The following is an 18,715-nucleotide window of genomic DNA, read 5'->3' on the forward strand; positions in this document are numbered from 1 at the left end:
CCGAAACGACGTACTTTTTCCGATCGACGTATGCCCGATCCATGCTCTGCCCCGAATTGCCCCTCGACCAGGAGGTGACACGTGCGCCGTAGCGCGACACGGAGTGCTTTCGCTCTGACCACTGCAGGCCTGCTCGTCCTCGGCATCGCCGGCTGCTCCGAGCAGTCCGCGCCCGAACAGGAGGGCGGCGGCCAATCGAATCTGAAGATCGTCGAACAGGTTCAGATCGACCAGGCGGGCGCCGAGGTGCCTGCGGGCAACACGGGCACGCCGGCCGACCCGGCCGGTGACGGGCAGGCCCGTTGCGAGCCGGTCTCGATCGCCATGGCCGGTGCGCTCACCGGTCCCGACGCGGCGCTCGGCATCAACATCGAGCGTGGCGCGCGGCTGGCCATCGACAAGCACAACGCCGCCAACCCCAACTGCCAGGTGAACCTGCAGACCTTCGACACCCAGGGCAACGAGCAGACCGCCAGCGGTATCGCGCCGCGCATCATCAACGACGCGTCGATCCGGGCCCTGATCGGGCCGGCGTTCTCCGGCGAGACCGAGGCGACCGGCAAGCAGTTCAGCGATGCCGGACTGGTCGCCACCACCGCCTCGGCGACCCGCGTGTCGCTCTCCGAGAACGGCTGGCGCACCTTCTTCCGCGGGCTCGCCAACGACGGGGTGCAGGGGCCGGCGGTCGCGAACTACCTGAAGAACAACCTGAAGTACTCGAAGGTCTGCGTCATCGACGACAGCACGGCCTACGGCACCGGCCTGGCCGAGACGTTGCGCACCACCCTCGGGCCTGCCGCCGATGCCGGCTGCAGCGGTCAGATCAAGAAGGGTGAGAAGGACTTCTCCGCCACGGTGAACAAGGTCAGCAGCGCCTCGCCCGATGCGATCTTCTTCAGCGGCTACTACTCCGAGGCCGCACCGCTGGTGCAGCAGCTGCGCGACGGCGGCGTGACCGCGACGTTCGTCTCGGCCGACGGCACCAAGGACCAGCAGTTCGTCGACCAGGCGGGCGACTCCTCCAAGGATGCGCTGCTGTCCTGCCCGTGCGGACCCGCCCCGGCTGAGTTCGCCAAGGAATACACCGAGAAGTTCGACGCCGAGCCGGGCACGTACAGCACCGAGGGCTACGACCTGGCCACCATCCTGCTCAAGGGCATCGACGCCGGGAAGGTCGCCCGCCCGGATCTGCTGGAGCACGTCCGCACGTACAACGCCCCCGGCGTGGCGCGCAACTACCAGTGGACGCCCAACGGTGAGCTCACCACGAATCTGATCTGGATCTACAAGGTCCAGTCGTAACAGCACGGTGACGACGGGACGCGCCCGGACCGAAAGGCTCGGGCGCGTTCTCGTATCCGAACCCGTCGAACAGATGTGAAAAGGAGCTCTCGCGCAGGATGATTCACGACTGCCTGGCCCAGTGCGTGATGTCCGCGGCCGACATCAACTTCGATGTCGACGCGCTCCGGAGTGGCTTCCTGGGCCTCACCATCGACGGGTTGTCCTGGGGCGCGATCTACGCGCTCGTCGCGGTGGGTTACACGCTGGTGTTCGGCGTGCTGCGGCTGATCAACTTCGCCCACTCCGAGATCTTCATGCTGGGCATGTTCGGCGCCTATTTCGCGCTCGACATGGTCCTCGGCTTCCGGCCGAGCGGCAACGCCTACGCGGTCGGGATCGTCAGCACGATCTTCTATCTCATCGTCGCCGCGGTGTTCGCGATGCTGGTGTCCGGCGGCGCCGCGGTCGGCCTCGAAGCCGTCGCCTACCGGCCGTTGCGGAAACGCAATGCGCGGCCGCTGACGTTCCTGATCACCGCGATCGGGATGTCCTTCATTCTCCAGCAGTTCGTGCTGTTCATCCTGCCGCGGATCATTCCCGGCTACGGCGGCCCGAACGCACAGCAGCCAATCCGGCTGGTGGAACCCGAGGTCCAGTTCAGGATCTTCGGCGCGCCGGTCACCAACATCACGCTCATCATCGTGATCGCCGCCATGGCGTTCGCGCTGCTGGCCGACACCGCCATCAACCGCACCAAGTTCGGTCGCGGGATCCGCGCCGTCGCACAGGATCCCACCACCGCGACACTGATGGGGGTGTCGCGCGAACGGGTGATCATGCTGACGTTCCTCATCGGCGGCCTGCTGGCAGGCGTGGCCGCGCTGCTGTACACGCTCAAGGTGCCCCAGGCGATCGTGTTCTACGGCGGATTCGTGCTCGGCATCAAGGCATTCGCGGCGGCGGTGCTCGGCGGCATCGGCAACCTGCGCGGCGCGCTGCTCGGCGGGCTGCTGCTCGGCGTCATCGAGAACTACGGCCAGGCGCTGTTCGGCACGCAGTGGCGCGACGTCATCGCGTTCGGATTGCTGGTGCTGGTGTTGCTCATCAGGCCGACGGGCATCCTCGGCGAGAGCCTCGGGAAGGCACGCGCATGACCGCCCCGACGACGCCCAAGTCGAAGGCACTGCTCGCCCCCGGCGACGCGCTTCGCCGCCGGTGGGATGACCTGCCGCGGCCCGCCAAGTGGGTGGCAGGTGTCTTCCTCTTCGGATTCCTGGCGCTGCTGCCGCTGTTCCCGCCGCCGTTCCTGGACACGCCAGGCACCAGCCTGGGGGTGACGATGGCGCAGTTCGTGATGATCGCGCTGATCGCCGTCGGCCTCAACGTGGTCGTCGGCCAGGCCGGGTTGCTCGACCTCGGCTACGTCGGCTTCTACGCCGTCGGCGCCTACACCGTCGCCCTGCTGACCAGCCCGTCGAGCCCGTGGAACCTGATGGGCTGGAACGCCTTCTTCAACTCCGACTGGGCGTGGTTGTCGTGCGTGCCGCTGGCCATGGCGTTCACCGCGCTGTCGGGCCTGATCCTCGGCACGCCGACCCTGCGGTTGCGTGGCGACTACCTGGCGATCGTGACACTCGGCTTCGGCGAGATCATCCGCCTCGTTGCCGACAATCTGCAGAGCGTGACCAACGGCCCGCGCGGGCTCGGCGGCCTGGCATACCCCCACGTCGGTGAGCACCCCGGGTTCCCTGGTTACTTCTCCAGCGGGAACACCGCCGCCAACACCAACTCCGGCACCTGGTGGTTCTGGTTGGGCCTGGTCCTGCTGGCGGCCGTGCTGCTGCTGGTCGGGAACCTGGAACGCAGCCGGGTGGGCCGGGCATGGGTGGCGATCCGCGAGGACGAGGACGCCGCGGAGGTGATGGGCGTCAACGCCTTCAAGTTCAAACTGTGGGCGTTCGTGATCGGCGCGGGCATCGGCGGCCTGTCCGGGGCGCTGTATGCCGGGCAGGTCCAGTTCGTCTCGCCGATGAGCTTCAACATCATCAACTCGATGCTGTTCCTGTGCGCGGTGGTGCTCGGCGGGTCCGGCAACAAACTCGGCGTCGTCTTCGGCGCCTTCGTCATCGTCTACCTGCCGAACCGGCTGATGGGCGTGGAGTTCCTCGGCGTCAACATGGACCAGCTCAAGTTCCTGTTCTTCGGACTCGCACTGGTGGTGCTGATGATCTTCCGCCCGGAGGGCCTGTTCCCGGTGCGCCAGCAGTTGCTGGCCTACAGCAGGGCGGCCAAGCGAATGTTGCGGTCCACCACCGACAAGACGGAGGCGACGCCGTGACCGAACCCGTCGCCGACGACGGCGCGCTGATCGACGAGGACCTCGCCGCGCTGCACCGCGAGATCGCCGTCGACGAGGGCGAGGCGCTGCTGAAGGTGCAGGACCTCACGGTGCGGTTCGGTGGGCTGGTCGCGCTCGACGCGGTGAACTTCGACATCCGGCGCGGCGAGATCCTGGGCCTCATCGGTCCCAACGGGGCGGGCAAGACCACCTGCTTCAACGCCATCACCGGCGTCTACCGCCCCAGTGGCGGAACGGTGACCTTCGACGGCGCGCCGCTGGGCCGCATCAAGCGGCACCAGATCACCCGCCGCGGCATCGCCCGCACCTTCCAGAACATCCGGCTCTTCGGCGAGATGACTGCGCTGGAGAACGTCGTGGTCGGCACCGACGCCCGGCACAAGACCTCGGTGCCGGGAGCGCTGATCCGCTCCCCGCGGCACCGCAGGGAGGAGCGCGACGCCGTGGAACGCGCGGCCGCACTCCTGCAGTTCGTCGGCATCGCCGCGCGCGGTGAGGAGAAGGCGAAGAACCTGCCCTACGGCGATCAGCGCCGGCTGGAGATCGCCCGCGCACTGGCGACCGAGCCGAAACTGCTGTGCCTCGACGAACCCGCCGCCGGGTTCAATCCGGGCGAGAAGTCGGCGCTGATCGAGCTGATCCAGAAGATCCGGGACGACGGCTACACCGTGCTGCTGATCGAACACGACATGCGGTTGGTCATGGGCGTCACCGACCGGATCGTGGTGCTCGAGTTCGGTCGCAAGATCGCCGACGGCCTGCCGGCCGAGATCCGTGAGAATCCTGCGGTGATCGCCGCCTACCTGGGGGTGCCCGATGACGAGCTCGAGTAGTGGCGACCCGATCCTCGAGCTGCGCGACGTCGCCGTCCACTACGGCAGAATCCAGGCGTTGCACGGAATCTCGCTGACGGTGCGGGAGGGCGAGCTGGTCACGCTGCTCGGCAGCAACGGGGCGGGCAAGACGACCACGATGCGGGCGATCTCCGGTCTGCGCCCGCTGAGTTCCGGCTCCGTCTGGTTCGAAGGCCGCGACATCTCGAGGGTCAAGGCGCACAAGCGGGTCGGCGACGGACTCATCCAGGCACCGGAGGGCCGCGGCGTCTTTCCCGGCATGACCGTCACCGAGAACCTCGAGATGGGTTGCTACGGACGCAAATTCCCGACCCGCGCCGCTCATCGCGAGCGGCTGGACTGGGTGTTCGAGACATTCCCCAGACTGGGGGAGCGGCGCGACCAGGTCGGCGGCACCCTGTCCGGCGGTGAGCAGCAGATGCTCGCCATCGGCCGGGCCCTGATGGCGCGGCCGCGGGTGCTGCTGCTCGACGAGCCGTCGATGGGCCTGGCCCCGATGGTGATCTCGCAGATCTTCGGCATCATCGCCCAGATCAACTCCGAGGGCACCACCGTGCTGCTCGTCGAGCAGAACGCCCAGCAGGCGCTGAGCAGGTCGGACCGGGCCTACATCCTGGAGACCGGTGAGATCACCCGGGAGGGCGTGGCGCGCGAACTGCTCCACGACGACGCGGTGCGGGCCGCCTACCTCGGCGTCGCCTGAAACCGGCGGGGCCGCGCTCGCACGCCCTAAGGTGGGGTGAGCGTAGGGGCTCGTCGGTGGTGAGCGGGGGGAAGAGAGTGCGGCGTGAGTGAGCCGGGGGTGCCGCGATCGCGCCGCCGGGTGACCGTGCTGGCCGCGGTCGTGCTGGCGGGCCTGCTCGTCGCGGGCGTGGTGGCCGCCGTGCGGCTGCAACCGACCCGATTCGCCCTGGTGCCGAGGGCCGAGATCGGGGTGGACGGCGCCGTTGTCGACAGCCTGGATCCGGCGCCGGGGCCGGTGAACCCGGCCGGTGACGGCGGGGCCGTGTGCGCCCTGGTGTCGATCGCCGTGGCGGGGCCGTTGACCGCCGCCCGCGCGCCGACCGGAGCGGGCGTCCGCGACGGGGTGCGGTTGGCCGTCGACGACCACAACGACGCCAACCCCGGTTGCCAGGTGCAGCTCAAGGAACTCGACACCGACGGCGCCGACCAGATGCCGCCGGGCGCGGGGCTGCAGATCGTGGACGACGTCTACACCATCGGGCTGATCGGACCCGCGGCGTCGGAGATCAGCGACGAGTTGCGAGACGCGCTGGCCCGCAGCGGTCTTGCCACCGTCGCCGCGTCGGCGGGCACCCACACCGCGCCTACGGGCGGGCGCGCCGCGTTCTTCCGTGGCCTTGCCGGGTTGACCGCACAGGGCAGCGCCGTCGCCCGCTATCTGACCGGTCCTGCGGGCTACCGCAGGGTCTGTGTCGCCGACGACGGCACGCCGCACGGCTCGGGGCTCGCGCAGGCGGTGAGCACCGCGCTCAATCCGTCCCGCGTCGGCTGCGGCGGACCGCAGACGTTGCGAGACAACAGCATCGACGCCATCGCAGAGTCCATCGGCGCCGCGGCGCCCGACGCCGTGTACTTCGGCGGATCGGCGACGCAGGCCGGCGAGTTGCTGCGGCGGCTGCGCGAGCGCGGCGTCGGTGCGGCGTTGCTGTCGGCTGCCGAGGCCGACAGCGCGGCGTTGTTCGGCTATGTCGGCGAAGACCCGCGCGGGGTGTCGGTGGCGCTGCCGTTCGGTCCGGACCCTGGCTGGTTCGCCGACGACTTCGCGGCCAAGTTCGACCGTGCGCCAGACGATCTGACGGCCGTGGGTTATGACCTGGCGACCATCATGCTGCGCGGCATCGACGCCGGCATGCTGACCCGGCCGCAGATGGCCGACTGGATCCGCCGCTACGACGGACAGGGTGTGGCGCACCGCTACCGGTGGGCGGCCGACGGTGAGCTGAGCGATCCCACCGTCTGGCTCTACGACGTCGAAAAGCGCTGAGCCGCAGGACCGTCAGCGGGCAACGATCACCGACGAGCCGTGGCCGAACAGCCCCTGGTTGGCCGTCACGCCGACCTTCGCGCCTTCGACCTGCCGCCCGGTGGCCTGGCCCTTGAGCTGCCAGGTGAGTTCGCAGACCTGTGCGATCGCCTGTGCGGGAATGGCTTCGCCGAAGCAGGCGAGTCCGCCCGACGGGTTGACGGGGATCCGCCCGCCGACGGTCGTCGCGCCGCTGCGCAGCAGCTGCTCGGCCTCACCCTTCGGGCACAGGCCCAGGTGTTCGTACCAGTCCAGTTCCAGCGCCGTGGACAGGTCGTACACCTCGGCGAGGCTGAGATCCTCGGGTCCGATGCCCGCCTCGGCGTAGGCCGCGTCGAGGATCTGGTCCTTGAAGACGCGGTCGGGCGCGGGCACCACCGCGGTGGAGTCGGTGGCGATGTCGGGGAGTTCCGGAAGGTGCTGCGGGTATTGCGGGGTGACCGTGGACACGGCCCGCACCGAGGGCACTCCTTCGGTGGAGCCCAGGTGCTTCTCGGTGAACGCCTTGCTCGCCACGATCAGCGCGGCCGCGCCGTCGGAGGTGGCGCAGATGTCGAGCAGCCGCAGCGGATCGGAGACCACCGGGCTGGCCAGCACGTCGTCGACCGAGGTCTCCTTGCGGAACCGGGCGTTCGGGTTCTCGAGGCCGTGTCGGGCGTTCTTGACCTTGACCGACGCGAAATCCTCCAGGGTGGCGCCGTAGAGGTCCATCCGGCGGCGCGCCAGCATCGCGAAGTACACCGGGTTGGTGGCGCCGATCAGGTGGAAGCGCTGCCAGTCGGGGTCGTTGCGGCGCTCGCCACCGACGGGCGCGAAGAAGCCCTTGGGGGTGGTGTCCGCGCCGATCACCAGTGCGACGTCACAGAATCCGGCGAGGATCTGGGCGCGCGCGCTCTGCAGGGCCTGTGATCCGCTGGCGCACGCCGCGTAACTCGACGACACCGGCACGCCGTTCCAGCCGAGCTTCTGGGCGAAGGTCGCGCCGGACACGAAGCCGGGATAGCCGTTGCGGATGGTGTCGGCGCCTGCGACCAGTTGGATCTGGGTCCAGTCCAGTCCTGATTCGGCGAGCGCGGCGCGGGCGGCGACGACGCCGTACTCGGTGAAGTCGCGGCCCCATTTGCCCCAGGGGTGCATGCCTGCGCCGAGGATGTAGAGCGGCTCGGGAGCTGTTGCTGGGCTCATCAGGCGATCCTCCAGGCGTGGACGATGCGTTCGACGCCGTCGTCGTCGGTGTAGAGCGGCATGGTGGTCAGTTCCATCTGCATGCCCACCCGCAGGTCCGCGGCGAGCGTGCCGTCGACCACCTTGCCGAGCACGATCAGGCCTTCGTCGGCCAGCTCGACCGCGGCCACGGCGAACGGCTCGAAGGGATCCGGGGACGGATACGGCGGCGGCGGGGCGTACCGGTTCTCGGTGTAGCTCCACAGGGTGCCGCGCCGTGACAGCGGCACCTGCGCCAGGTCGTCGCCGTCGCAGCCGGGGTTGGGGCAGTTACCGGAACGCGGCGGGAACACGTAGGTGCCGCACTGGTGGCACTTGCCGCCGAGCAGATAGGGAGTTCCGGACCCGTCGGTGGCGAACCAGCCGTCGACGGCTGGCTGCGTTGCTGCTTCTGACACGCGGTCAGCGTACCGATCCATCGGGCAGAACTGAAACGTGTTCCAGTTTGATCATCGCCGCGAAGTCGGGATCGGTAGCGGTCACCGCCGGGTGGACTGTGCCTCGCACCGGAAATTCGTCTCGACACCAGCGTCGGGGAGCCGGGAGAGATTCGGAGAGATCATGGGACTGTTCAAGAAGGCACAGCAGGCCGGCACCGTGCACGTGCGGGGCGCAGGACCCCTCGACCCGGCCATCTTCGGTGGGCCGTCGACCCGGTCGGTCGCCGCGGACGATGCGATCTGGCAGCCGATCAACGGTTTCTCGCTGCAGGACTACGCCGACCTCGCCCGCCAGGCGCAGGCTCGCGGCGTCACCGACGAGGCCGGCATGATCGCCATCGCGCAGGAGAAGGGCTTCGAGCAGGCCGACACCAAGGCGGCGCTCGACGGCTGGGTGCAGCGGATGGGCCAGTCGATGGCGGTGGGGCAGCGGTTCCGCAAGCTCCTCGGCTATTGAGTCCCTGCGTCGAGCAGGATGCGCAGCACGTCGTCGGGATTGTCGCGCATCAGATTGTGCTTGCCGTCGAGTTCGTGGACGTGCCAGGAGTCGTCGTCGCGGACGCGTTCGTAGGACGACCGCATCGGTGATTCGCCGGGCCAGTCGAGGGCGTAGACGAAGTCGCGTCGACGGAACCGGCCGAGGTCGCCGGTGAGCTTGATCCGCTGCAGGAAGGACGCCAGCGGGTGCGCGGTGGCCCTGGAGTCGAAGAACGGCATCGGCGGCACCCCGTAGCCGGTGTCGTCGACGTCGAGGTACCACTCGCGTTCCTCGTCGTTGACCAGGTGCCAGCACGATTCGCCGTCACGGGGCAGCAGCGCGTCGAGGTAGACCAGCGCGTCGACCCGGTCCGGGATGCGGTCGGCGACACCGGAGATCACCATGCCGCCGTAGCTGTGGCCGACGAGCACCAGATCGTCGGCGTCGGTGTCGGCGGCCAATGCCGTTACGACGTCGGTGATGTGGGTGTCCAGATTGACGCCGGCGTGCGCCAGGTGGGCGCGCTCGGCGACACCGGTGAGGGTGTAGCCGAACACCCGGTGGCCGCGCTCGCGCAGCGCATCGGTCAGGTCATCGAAGCACCAGGCGCCGTGGCAGGCGCCGGGGATGAGGACATAGGTGGTCATGCTCGTCTCCTGTCTGCGTGAGTGTCGGATCGGTACCGGGCGGTCACCCGGGCCAGCTCGTCGGGGTGAAAAGTCGTGCCCTCACTGAGCATTCGGCGGTTGGCGGCGACGACGTCGGCGGTCTGGGGGCGGCGCTGCTCCTCGTAGCGCCGCAGCGCGCGCTCGGTGTCGCCGGCGGCGAGTTCGTCGGCCAGCACACGAGCGTCGAGGATGGCCTGTGAGCCGCCGTTCGCGCCGACCGGGTACATCGGGTGCGCGGCGTCGCCCAGCAGCGTCACCCGGCCGTCGCCCCAGTGGGGTAGCGGGTCCCTGTCGACCATGGGGTACTCGAACACCTCGGCCGTCGTGCCGACCATCTCTGCGACGTCGAGCCAGTCGAGGCGCCAGTGCCCGACGAGGCCGGCGACGGCGGCCGGGTCGGCGGGACGGTTCCAACCGGCACCACCGTGCAGGACGCCTGGGTCGCCTGCGGGAACCTGAAGCACCCAGTTCACCAGGTGTTCGCCGATCGTGTAAGCGATCAGGTCGATGCCGTTGTCGCCCTTGACGATCGCCATCGTCCGCCCGTCGAGGAAGGCCGGCCGCGCGGCGGCCCCCCGGAACATCCGCACTCCCGACCACCGCAACGGGTCGCCGACGGGGTGCAGGGCCGTGCGCACGGCGGAGTCGATGCCGTCGGCGCCGACCAGGACGTCGGCGGTGACGTCGCCGGAGTCGGTGTGCGCGACGATCCGGGCGCCGTCGCGGGTGAACGACCGCAGCCCGGCCGCCGTCGTCACCGCGTCCCCGCCGAGGCGGTCGCGGACCGCGTCGAGCAGGATCATCTGCAGCAGGCCGCGGTGCACCGAGAGTTGCGGATGCCGGTACCCGCCGTCGACGCCGCGTGGCTCGCGGAACAACTCGGTGCCGGTGCTGTCGAAGTAGCCGATCGCCCTCGGCGCGACCGCCGCGGCGGCCACCGCGTCGGTGAGCCCGAGTGCGTCGAGCTCGCGCACCGCGTGCGGCAACAGGTTGATGCCGACGCCGAGTGGGCGCAGTTCGCGCGTCCGCTCGACGACGAGGGTGGTTATTCCGCGCCGGTGCAGGGTGAGCGCTGTGGTCAGCCCTCCGATGCCCGCACCGGCGATCAGCACCGTCGTTTCGCTCATATCTCGACGGTGCGTCGGGGTCGGCTATAAGTCCAATACCAGTATCTGCGGAAAACTATAATCAACACTTATGGAACTCCGTCAGCTCGAGTATTTCGTCGCGGTGGTCGAGGAGGCCAACTTCACCCGGGCGGCTGCGCGGATACACGTCGCCCAGCCCGCGGTGAGCGCGCAGATCGCCCGCCTGGAGCGCGAGCTGGGCCAGCCGCTGCTGGACCGCACCCGGCGGGCGGTGCGGCTCACCGCGGCGGGCGCGGCGGTGCTGCCGCACGCGCGTGCCGCGCTCGCCGCCGTGGCCGACGCGAGGACCGCGATGGAGGAGATCGGCGACCTGGTGCGCGGCTCGGTGGCGATCGGCACCGTGACGGCGCACAACGTCGACATGCCCGCCCTGCTCGCGGCGTTCCACGCGGCGCACCCGGCCGTGGAGATCACGCTCGGCACCGAGGATTCCGACGCGCTGGTCGACGGCCTGCTGTCCGGACGGCTCGACCTGGCGATCGTGTCGGTCGGCTCCGACGAGGTGCCCGCGGGCCTGGCTGTCGAGGTGACCACCGACGAGGCGATCGAGGCGGTCGTCGGGCGCGGCGACCCGTGGTGGGGTCGCTCCCGGGCCTCGGTGCCCGCGCTGACCGCGCGGCCCCTCATCGCGCTTCCGGTGGGCACGGGCATCCGCCGCAGGCTGGACGAGGCATGCAGGTCCGCGGGAGTCACTGCGCGGATCGCGTTCGAGGCGAGCACACCCGATGCACTCGCTGACCTCGCCGCGCGCGGGCTGGGCGTGGCGATCGTGCCGCAGTCGGTGTCGCGGTCGCGCGACGACGTGCACCCGGTGGCCATCACGCCGCAGCTGCGCGGCCGGCTGGTGCTGGCATGGCGGGCCAGGGGTCCGATGAACCCGGCGGCCCGCGTCCTGGTCGGCATGGCCCGGGAGCACGTGCGTGTCGGGGGCGGTGCCTAGAGTTAGGCGGGTGAGCCCCGCCCGTACCGCCACCGACAAGAAGAAGGCCGCCGCCGCGACGGACGACAAGCCGACGTTGATGCTGCTGGACGGCAATTCGCTGGCGTATCGGGCGTTCTACGCGCTGCCCGCCGAGAACTTCAAGACCCAGGGCGGCCTGACCACCAACGCCGTGTACGGGTTCACCGCCATGCTGATCAACCTGCTGCGCGACGAGAGCCCGTCCCACGTCGCCGCCGCGTTCGACGTGTCGCGGCAGACGTTCCGTGTGGACAAGTACCCGGAGTACAAGGCCGGCCGTTCGTCGACACCTGACGAGTTCCGGGGCCAGATCGACATCGCCAAGGAGGTGCTCGTCGCGCTCGGCATTGCCGTCCTGGCCGAGCCGGGGTTCGAGGCCGACGACATCATCGCCACCCTGGCCACCCAGGCCGAGGCCGAGGGGCACCGGGTGCTGGTGGTCACCGGTGACCGCGACGCCCTGCAACTGGTCAGCGACAACGTCACCGTGTTGTACCCGCGCAAGGGGGTCAGCGAGCTCACCCGGTTCACCCCTGAGGCCGTGCAGGAGAAGTACGGCCTCACCCCGGCGCAATATCCGGATTTCGCCGCGTTGCGGGGCGACCCCAGCGACAACCTGCCGGGTATCCCCGGCGTGGGGGAGAAGACGGCCACCAAGTGGATCGCCGAATACGGATCGCTGCAGGCGCTGGTCGACCAGGTCGACACGGTCAAGGGCAAGGTCGGCGACGCGCTGCGGGCCAACCTGTCCAGCGTGGTGCTCAACCGTGAACTGACCGACCTGGTCAAGGACGTGCCGCTGGCCCACACCCCGGACACGCTGAAGATGCAGCCGTGGGACCGCGACCAGATCCACCGGCTCTTCGACGACCTGGAGTTCCGGGTGCTGCGCGACCGGCTGTTCGAGACACTCGCCTCGGTCGACCCCGAGGTCGAGCACGGATTCGACTACCGCGGACGGGCCCTGGAACGCGGTGAGCTGGCGGCCTGGCTCTCCGAGCACAGCCTGGGCAACCGGTTCGGACTCGCCGTCGTCGGGACCCACCTGGCCTACGACGCGGACGCGACCGCACTGGCCATCGTGGCGGCCGACGGGGAGGGCCGCTACATCGACACCGCGACACTGGATCCCGAGGACGAGGCGGCCTTGGCGTCCTGGCTGGCGGACCCCGGGCCGCCGAAGGCGCTGCACGAAGCCAAGCTGGCCATGCACGATCTGGCCGGACGCGGCTGGACGCTGCGGGGCGTCACCTCGGACACCGCGCTGGCGGCCTACCTGGTGCGCCCCGGTCAGCGCAGCTTCTCCCTCGACGATCTGTCGCTGCGGTACCTTCGTCGCGAGCTGCGTGCGGAAAACCCTGAGCAACAACAACTCTCTTTGCTCGACGACTCCGACGGCGTCGATGACCAGGCTGTCCAGACGGTGATCCTGCGCGCCGTCGCGGTGCTCGACCTGGCCGAGGCACTCGACGAGGAACTGGCCCGCATCGACTCCTCGTCGCTGTTGGACCGGATGGAGCTGCCGGTACAGCGGGTGCTGGCCGACCTCGAGCACGCGGGCATCGCCGTCGACCTCGACCAGCTGCAGCAGCTGCAGAGCGAATTCGCCGACCAGATCCGCGATGCGGCGGAGGCGGCATACGAAGTGATCGGCAAGCAGATCAACCTGGGCTCACCCAAACAGCTGCAGACGGTGCTCTTCGACGAGCTGGAGATGCCGAAGACGAAGCGCACCAAGACCGGATACACCACCGATGCCGACGCGCTGCAGTCACTGTTCGACAAGACCGGGCACCCGTTCCTGCAGCACCTGCTGACCCACCGCGACGCGACCCGGCTGAAGGTCACCGTCGACGGGCTGCTCAATTCGGTGGCGTCCGACGGGCGGATCCACACCACGTTCAACCAGACCATCGCCGCGACCGGCCGGCTGTCGTCGACGGAGCCGAACCTGCAGAACATCCCGATTCGCACCGAGGCCGGCCGGCGGATCCGCGACGCGTTCGTCGTCGGCGAGGGCTACGCGGAACTGATGACGGCCGACTACAGCCAGATCGAGATGCGGATCATGGCCCACCTGTCCAAGGACGACGGCCTGATCGAGGCGTTCCGCACCGGCGAGGACCTGCACTCGTTCGTCGCATCGCGGGCGTTCTCGGTGCCCATCGACGAGGTGACCGCCGAGCTGCGGCGGCGGGTCAAGGCGATGTCCTACGGCCTGGCGTACGGGCTGAGCGCCTACGGTCTGGCCGCTCAGCTCAAGATCTCGACCGAAGAGGCGAAGGTCCAGATGGACCAGTACTTCTCGCGATTCGGCGGGGTGCGCGACTACCTGCAGTCCGTCGTCGACCAGGCCCGCAAGGTCGGATACACCGAGACGGTGTTCGGCAGGCGCCGCTACCTGCCCGAGCTCGACAGCAGCAACCGCAACGTCCGCGAGGCGGCGGAGCGGGCAGCGCTCAACGCGCCGATCCAGGGCAGCGCGGCGGACATCATCAAGGTCGCGATGATCGACACCGCGGCGGCGCTGGAGGACGCCGGGCTGTCGTCGCGAATGCTGTTGCAGGTGCACGACGAATTGCTGTTCGAGGTGGCGCCGGGCGAACGCGACGCGGTGGAGGCGCTGGTGCGCGACAAGATGGGCAGCGCCTACCCCCTCGACGTGCCGCTCGAGGTGTCGGTCGGATACGGCCGCAGCTGGGACGCCGCCGCGCACTAGGCGACCGCTCGCTGCTCAGCGGCGGGGCCGGCCGCCCATCGCGCGGTAGCCCGCCATCGTGTGCAGCACCGGTGCGCCCGCACGCGCGGCGCCGACCCAGTACGCCTCCTCGTTCTGCAGCGCGAACACCCGCGGATCGCCGAAGCCCCGGTCGATGCGGTCGCGCACGAACGCCAGCTCGACGACCTGAGCGGCGAACTCCTTGACCGCCTTACCCGCGGGCCGGCCACCGAGCCGGGAGGCCTCGGTGACCGCGGACCTGCGTGTGCCGATCGACCCGAGCCAGGTCGCCTCGTTCGGTGTCACGATTCCGGCCGCGAGCATCCCGGGCAGCTTCGAGGCCACGATTTGCTGCTCCCTGCGCCGGCTGGTCACCCCCAGGGCGATTGCCAGCGCGAAGATCGGCACCATCCAGAGCAGATAGACCGCGAAGTAGAACTGCCAGCTCAGCAGCGACGAGCCGTTCCACAGGGCGTGCATGAACACCGCGGCGGCGTAGCCGAGCAGGATGCAGCCGAACTTGGCGCCCGCGCCGCGCCGGTGCAGCGCGTAGTAGACCCCGATCCCGAACATGGTGGTGAACAGCGAGTGCGCGAACGGCGCCATCACCAGCCGCATCGCCGCCGTGGCCAGGGAGTCGCCGAGCGATTCGCCTGCGGAGATATAGAGGATGTCCTCCAGCCAGGTGAAGCCGGCGGCAACGATGCCCGCGTACACCAGGCAGTCGGTCAGCGAGTTCAGTTCGTTGCGCCGTCTGCCGGTCATCATGAGCAGCAGGAACGCGCCCTTGGCGGCCTCTTCGACCAGCGGCGCTCCCAACCAGGTCGACACGGCGCTGTTCCCGTCCCCGCCGGGGTCGAGCACCGCCTCGAAGATCGCTCCCAGCACCACCGACGCCACCACCGCGACCGAGGCGCCCCAGAGGAACGCGAAGATCAGCAGCCGCAGCGGCTCGGGCTCCCAGCGGTCGAGCCACAGGTAGGCCAGCACCACGACCGCGATCGCGACGGTCGACATGACAAAGCCGATCGCCGCGCCGACCGGGTTGAGCGCGGTCATGCCGATGACCAGCAGCCCCACCACGGTGCCGAGCAGGATGATCACGCCGATCGGTGCACCTACTTTGCGCACACGCCTGGGGAAGCCGGGCAGATACGGGTGTGAATACGGTGTCGTCGCAGGATGGGACACCAGAGCAGGGTAGCTGTGGGGGCCCGCGAGGGTGGTGCGTCCGGTTGCGTCCTCACCGACGGCTTTGCCGAATTGTGGGTGCTTGCGCCGGCAGAGGTCTACTTTCCAGGTCAACGGCCACACGCGCCGTGTCGTCGACGGTCCGGATCGGCTCGGGAAACAGATGTACGTAGGTCAGCACGCGAAACTCCGCCCGCAACAACCGGCGTTCGTCATGGCGGGCACGGGCGAGTCGGTCACCTACGCGGAACTCGACTCCCGCTCGAACAGGCTCGCGCACTTCCTGCGTGACCGTGGACTCCGGCGCCTCGACCACTACGCCATCTTCACCGAGAACAATCCGCGGCACATCGAGTGCTGTGCGGCAGGCGAACGTTCCGGCCTCTACTACACGTGCGTCAACTCGTTCCTGACGGCGGACGAGGTGGCCTACATCGTCAACAACAGCGAATCGAAGGTGCTGATCTTCTCCGAGGAGAAGCGCGCCGTCGCCGTCGAGGCGTTGAAGCAATGCCCCGACGTCACGGTCGCGCTCGTCGTCGACGGACCGGGAGCGGGCAGCCGGATCCTGAACCTCGACGAGGCGACCGTGGGCTGTCCGGACATCCCGATCGCCGACGAATCGCTCGGCACCGCGATGCTGTACTCCTCGGGCACCACCGGCCGGCCGAAGGGGATCCTGCGCCGGCTACCCGAGCAGGAACCCGCGCGGTCGTTGCCGGTGATGGACTTCATGGCCGGGCTGTGGCGGTTCCGCGACGGGATGACGTATCTGTCGCCCGCGCCGCTGTACCACTCCGCGCCCTGGACCGGGGTGAATCTCACTCTGCGGATGGGCGGCACCGCCGTCATCATGGAGCGCTTCGACCCCGAACTCTTCCTGCGGCTCGTCGAGCACTACCGGCCCACCCACACCCAACTGGTGCCGACGATGTTCTGGCGCATGCTCAAACTGCCCGCGGACGTCCGCGGACGTTACGACGTCTCGTCCCTGGAGGTGGCCATCCACGCGGCTGCGCCGTGCCCTGTTCAGGTGAAGGAGCAGATGATCGACTGGTGGGGGCCGATCATCATGGAGTACTACGGCGCCACCGAAGCGCTCGGCTTCGCCGCGTGTGACGCCGACGAGTGGCTGGGCCATCCCGGCACCGTCGGGAAGGTGGTGTTCGGCGAACTCCACGTGCTCGACGACGCCATGCGGCCGTCGCCCACCGGTGAACCCGGCACGTTGTGGTTCGAGGCGGGCGCCGAGTTCTCCTACTTCAACGATCCGGTGAAGACTGCGGAGGGCAGTTCCGCCGACGGATCGCTGCGCACCGTGGGCGACATCGGGTATGTCGACGACGACGGCTTTCTGTATCTCACCGACCGCGCCACCTTCATGATCATCTCCGGCGGCGTCAACATCTACCCGCAGGAGTGCGAGAACCTGCTGATCACGCATCCGAAGGTGGCGGACGCGGCGGTGTTCGGGGTGCCCAACGAGGACCTGGGGGAAGAGGTCAAAGCGGTGGTGCAGCCGATCGACGGAATCACTCCCGGCCCGCAGCTCGCCGAGGAGCTGATCCGCTTCTGCGCGGACCACCTCGCGCGGCAGAAGGTCCCGCGCACTGTCGACTTCGAGGCGCAGCTGCCCCGCCTGCCCACCGGAAAGCTCTACAAGCGCCAGTTGCGGGAGAAATACTGGCAGCATCGTGACGGTCGGCTGGTCTGAGCGGACGCTCGCTCGCAGACCCGAGTTTGTCCTGCGTGTGCCTAGTCGAGTAACCTCGACGCGTACCTGTGTGCACTATCGCGGGTTCAGTACAGCCCCATTCACGGTCCCTACTACCAAAGCTGTCCGGAGCAACCCAACAATATGCCAAGTCCCGTCGCCACCTCGCCGCAAGTAGCCGTCAACGACATCGGCTCGGCCGAGGATTTTCTCGCCGCCATCGACAAGACCATCAAATACTTCAACGATGGCGACATCGTCGAAGGGACGATCGTCAAGGTCGATCGCGACGAAGTCTTGCTCGACATCGGGTACAAGACCGAAGGTGTCATCCCTTCCCGCGAACTCTCCATCAAGCACGACGTCGACCCCAATGAGGTTGTGTCCGTCGGCGATGAGGTGGAGGCCCTGGTCCTCACCAAGGAGGACAAAGAAGGCCGCCTGATCCTGTCCAAGAAGCGCGCTCAGTACGAGCGCGCCTGGGGCACGATCGAAGAGCTCAAGGAGAAGGACGAGGCCGTCAAGGGCACCGTCATCGAGGTCGTCAAGGGCGGCCTGATCCTCGACATCGGCCTGCGCGGCTTCCTGCCCGCGTCGCTGGTGGAGATGCGTCGTGTCCGCGATCTGCAGCCGTACATCGGCAAGGAGATCGAGGCCAAGATCATCGAGCTCGACAAGAACCGCAACAACGTGGTGCTGTCCCGCCGCGCGTGGCTCGAGCAGACGCAGTCCGAGGTCCGCAGCGAGTTCCTCAACCAGCTGCAGAAGGGCGCCATCCGCAAGGGTGTCGTGTCGTCGATCGTCAACTTCGGCGCGTTCGTCGATCTCGGCGGCGTCGACGGCCTGGTGCACGTCTCCGAGCTGTCCTGGAAGCACATCGACCACCCGTCCGAGGTCGTCACCGTCGGCGACGAGGTCACCGTCGAGGTGCTCGACGTCGACATGGACCGCGAGCGGGTTTCGCTGTCGCTCAAGGCGACTCAGGAAGATCCGTGGCGTCACTTCGCCCGCACCCACGCGATCGGTCAGATCGTGCCGGGCAAGGTCACCAAGCTGGTGCCGTTCGGTGCGTTCGTCCGCGTCGAGGAGGGCATCGAGGGCCTGGTGCACATCTCCGAGCTGTCCGAGCGGCACGTCGAGGTCCCGGACCAGGTGGTCCAGGTCGGCGACGACGCGATGGTCAAGGTCATCGACATCGACCTGGAGCGTCGCCGGATCTCGCTGAGCCTCAAGCAGGCCAACGAGGACTACACCGACGAGTTCGACCCGTCGAAGTACGGCATGGCCGACAGCTACGACGACCAGGGCAACTACATCTTCCCCGAGGGCTTCGACTCCGAGACCAACGAATGGCTCGAGGGTTTCGAGAAGCAGCGTGAAGAGTGGGAGTCCCGCTACGCCGAGGCGGAGCGCCGGCACAAGATGCACACCGCGCAGATGGAGAAGTTCGCCGCTGCGGAGGCCGAGGAGGCCGCACGGCCCGCATCGGCCAACGGTTCGTCGCGCTCCGAGGGTGAGTCGGCCGGCGGATCGCTCGCCAGCGACGCGCAGCTCGCAGCGCTTCGGGAGAAGCTCGCAGGCAACGCCTGATTCAGCTGCCTGATCTGACAGACCTGTCAGAACGGCTG

At 68.7% G+C, this 18,715-nt stretch carries 16 protein-coding genes; 11 read left to right on the plus strand and 5 right to left on the minus strand.

The window, feature by feature from the left end; genetic code table 11:
• The first annotated feature begins 81 nt into the window (after nt 1–81).
• The 6 genes from ACPCHZ_RS23960 to ACPCHZ_RS23985 all read left to right on the plus strand — a co-directional run bounded on the left by ACPCHZ_RS23960 (nt 82) and on the right by ACPCHZ_RS23985 (nt 6,505).
• Complete coding sequence (locus ACPCHZ_RS23960; protein WP_423487025.1) at nt 82–1,302, plus strand: branched-chain amino acid ABC transporter substrate-binding protein; 1,221 nt, start codon at nt 82–84, stop codon at nt 1,300–1,302.
• A 98-nt stretch (nt 1,303–1,400) separates the two neighbouring features.
• A complete protein-coding gene (locus ACPCHZ_RS23965; RefSeq protein ID WP_423487026.1) occupies nt 1,401–2,438 on the plus strand; it encodes a branched-chain amino acid ABC transporter permease in 1,038 nt (345 codons plus the stop codon).
• Nucleotides 2,435–3,622 carry a branched-chain amino acid ABC transporter permease gene (locus tag ACPCHZ_RS23970; RefSeq protein WP_423487027.1) on the plus strand — a complete coding sequence of 396 codons (1,188 nt, stop codon included), beginning with the start codon at nt 2,435–2,437 and terminating at the stop codon, nt 3,620–3,622. The genes ACPCHZ_RS23965 and ACPCHZ_RS23970 overlap by 4 nt, the downstream gene beginning before the upstream one ends.
• The gene (locus ACPCHZ_RS23975) at nt 3,619–4,476 is read left to right on the plus strand and encodes an ABC transporter ATP-binding protein (RefSeq protein WP_423487028.1); all 858 of its coding nucleotides are present in this window, start codon (nt 3,619–3,621) and stop codon (nt 4,474–4,476) included. Before ACPCHZ_RS23970 ends, ACPCHZ_RS23975 begins: the two co-directional genes overlap by 4 nt.
• Nucleotides 4,460–5,200 carry an ABC transporter ATP-binding protein gene (locus ACPCHZ_RS23980; RefSeq protein ID WP_364980147.1) on the plus strand — a complete coding sequence of 247 codons (741 nt, stop codon included), beginning with the start codon at nt 4,460–4,462 and terminating at the stop codon, nt 5,198–5,200. The genes ACPCHZ_RS23975 and ACPCHZ_RS23980 overlap by 17 nt, the downstream gene beginning before the upstream one ends.
• An 84-nt stretch (nt 5,201–5,284) precedes the next feature.
• Nucleotides 5,285–6,505, plus strand: coding sequence for a branched-chain amino acid ABC transporter substrate-binding protein (locus ACPCHZ_RS23985; RefSeq protein ID WP_423487029.1), 1,221 nt, complete (start codon nt 5,285–5,287; stop codon nt 6,503–6,505).
• Nucleotides 6,506–6,517: 12 nt separating this feature from the next.
• Here ACPCHZ_RS23985 and ACPCHZ_RS23990 read toward each other — a convergent pair whose 3' ends face one another.
• Together ACPCHZ_RS23990 and ACPCHZ_RS23995 are read right to left on the minus strand one after the other, a co-directional pair.
• The gene (locus ACPCHZ_RS23990) at nt 6,518–7,729 is read right to left on the minus strand and encodes a lipid-transfer protein (RefSeq protein WP_423487030.1); all 1,212 of its coding nucleotides are present in this window, start codon (nt 7,727–7,729) and stop codon (nt 6,518–6,520) included.
• Nucleotides 7,729–8,187: a Zn-ribbon domain-containing OB-fold protein gene (locus ACPCHZ_RS23995; protein WP_423487031.1), complete on the minus strand. Its 459-nt coding sequence runs from the start codon at nt 8,185–8,187 to the stop codon at nt 7,729–7,731. Before ACPCHZ_RS23995 ends, ACPCHZ_RS23990 begins: the two co-directional genes overlap by 1 nt.
• 142 nt (nt 8,188–8,329) lie before the next feature.
• Between ACPCHZ_RS23995 and ACPCHZ_RS24000 the strand changes: the two genes are divergently transcribed.
• On the plus strand, nt 8,330–8,665 hold the full coding sequence (locus ACPCHZ_RS24000; protein ID WP_423487032.1) for a hypothetical protein: 336 nt from the start codon (nt 8,330–8,332) through the stop codon (nt 8,663–8,665).
• Here ACPCHZ_RS24000 and ACPCHZ_RS24005 read toward each other — a convergent pair.
• On the minus strand, nt 8,659–9,333 hold the full coding sequence (locus ACPCHZ_RS24005; protein WP_423487033.1) for an alpha/beta fold hydrolase: 675 nt from the start codon (nt 9,331–9,333) through the stop codon (nt 8,659–8,661). The genes ACPCHZ_RS24000 and ACPCHZ_RS24005 overlap by 7 nt on opposite strands.
• Nucleotides 9,330–10,481, minus strand: a complete 1,152-nt coding sequence (locus tag ACPCHZ_RS24010) for an FAD-dependent monooxygenase (protein WP_423487034.1) — start codon at nt 10,479–10,481, stop codon at nt 9,330–9,332. The genes ACPCHZ_RS24005 and ACPCHZ_RS24010 overlap by 4 nt, the downstream gene beginning before the upstream one ends.
• Before the next feature lie 70 nt (nt 10,482–10,551).
• Here ACPCHZ_RS24010 and ACPCHZ_RS24015 point away from each other — a divergent pair, with 70 nt between their 5' ends.
• Both ACPCHZ_RS24015 and polA read left to right on the plus strand, forming a co-directional pair.
• A complete protein-coding gene (locus tag ACPCHZ_RS24015; protein ID WP_423487035.1) occupies nt 10,552–11,442 on the plus strand; it encodes a LysR substrate-binding domain-containing protein in 891 nt (296 codons plus the stop codon).
• 79 nt (nt 11,443–11,521) lie between these two features.
• A complete protein-coding gene (gene polA, locus ACPCHZ_RS24020; protein ID WP_423487113.1) occupies nt 11,522–14,182 on the plus strand; it encodes a DNA polymerase I in 2,661 nt (886 codons plus the stop codon).
• Nucleotides 14,183–14,197: 15 nt separating this feature from the next.
• Here polA and ACPCHZ_RS24025 read toward each other — a convergent pair whose 3' ends face one another.
• Nucleotides 14,198–15,373 (minus strand): PrsW family intramembrane metalloprotease, encoded by a 1,176-nt coding sequence (locus tag ACPCHZ_RS24025; protein WP_423487036.1) that lies wholly within the window; start codon nt 15,371–15,373, stop codon nt 14,198–14,200.
• A 163-nt stretch (nt 15,374–15,536) separates the two neighbouring features.
• Here ACPCHZ_RS24025 and ACPCHZ_RS24030 point away from each other — a divergent pair, with 163 nt between their 5' ends.
• Nucleotides 15,537–17,087, plus strand: a complete 1,551-nt coding sequence (locus ACPCHZ_RS24030) for an AMP-binding protein (protein ID WP_423487037.1) — start codon at nt 15,537–15,539, stop codon at nt 17,085–17,087.
• 144 nt (nt 17,088–17,231) lie between these two features.
• On the plus strand, nt 17,232–18,677 hold the full coding sequence (gene rpsA, locus ACPCHZ_RS24035) for a 30S ribosomal protein S1 (protein WP_264015247.1): 1,446 nt from the start codon (nt 17,232–17,234) through the stop codon (nt 18,675–18,677).
• Nucleotides 18,678–18,715: the final 38 nt, after the last annotated feature.

Origin of the sequence: Mycobacterium sp. NPDC050041, assembly GCF_049541695.1 — a bacterium.
Classification (GTDB): Bacteria; Actinomycetota; Actinomycetes; order Mycobacteriales; family Mycobacteriaceae; genus Mycobacterium.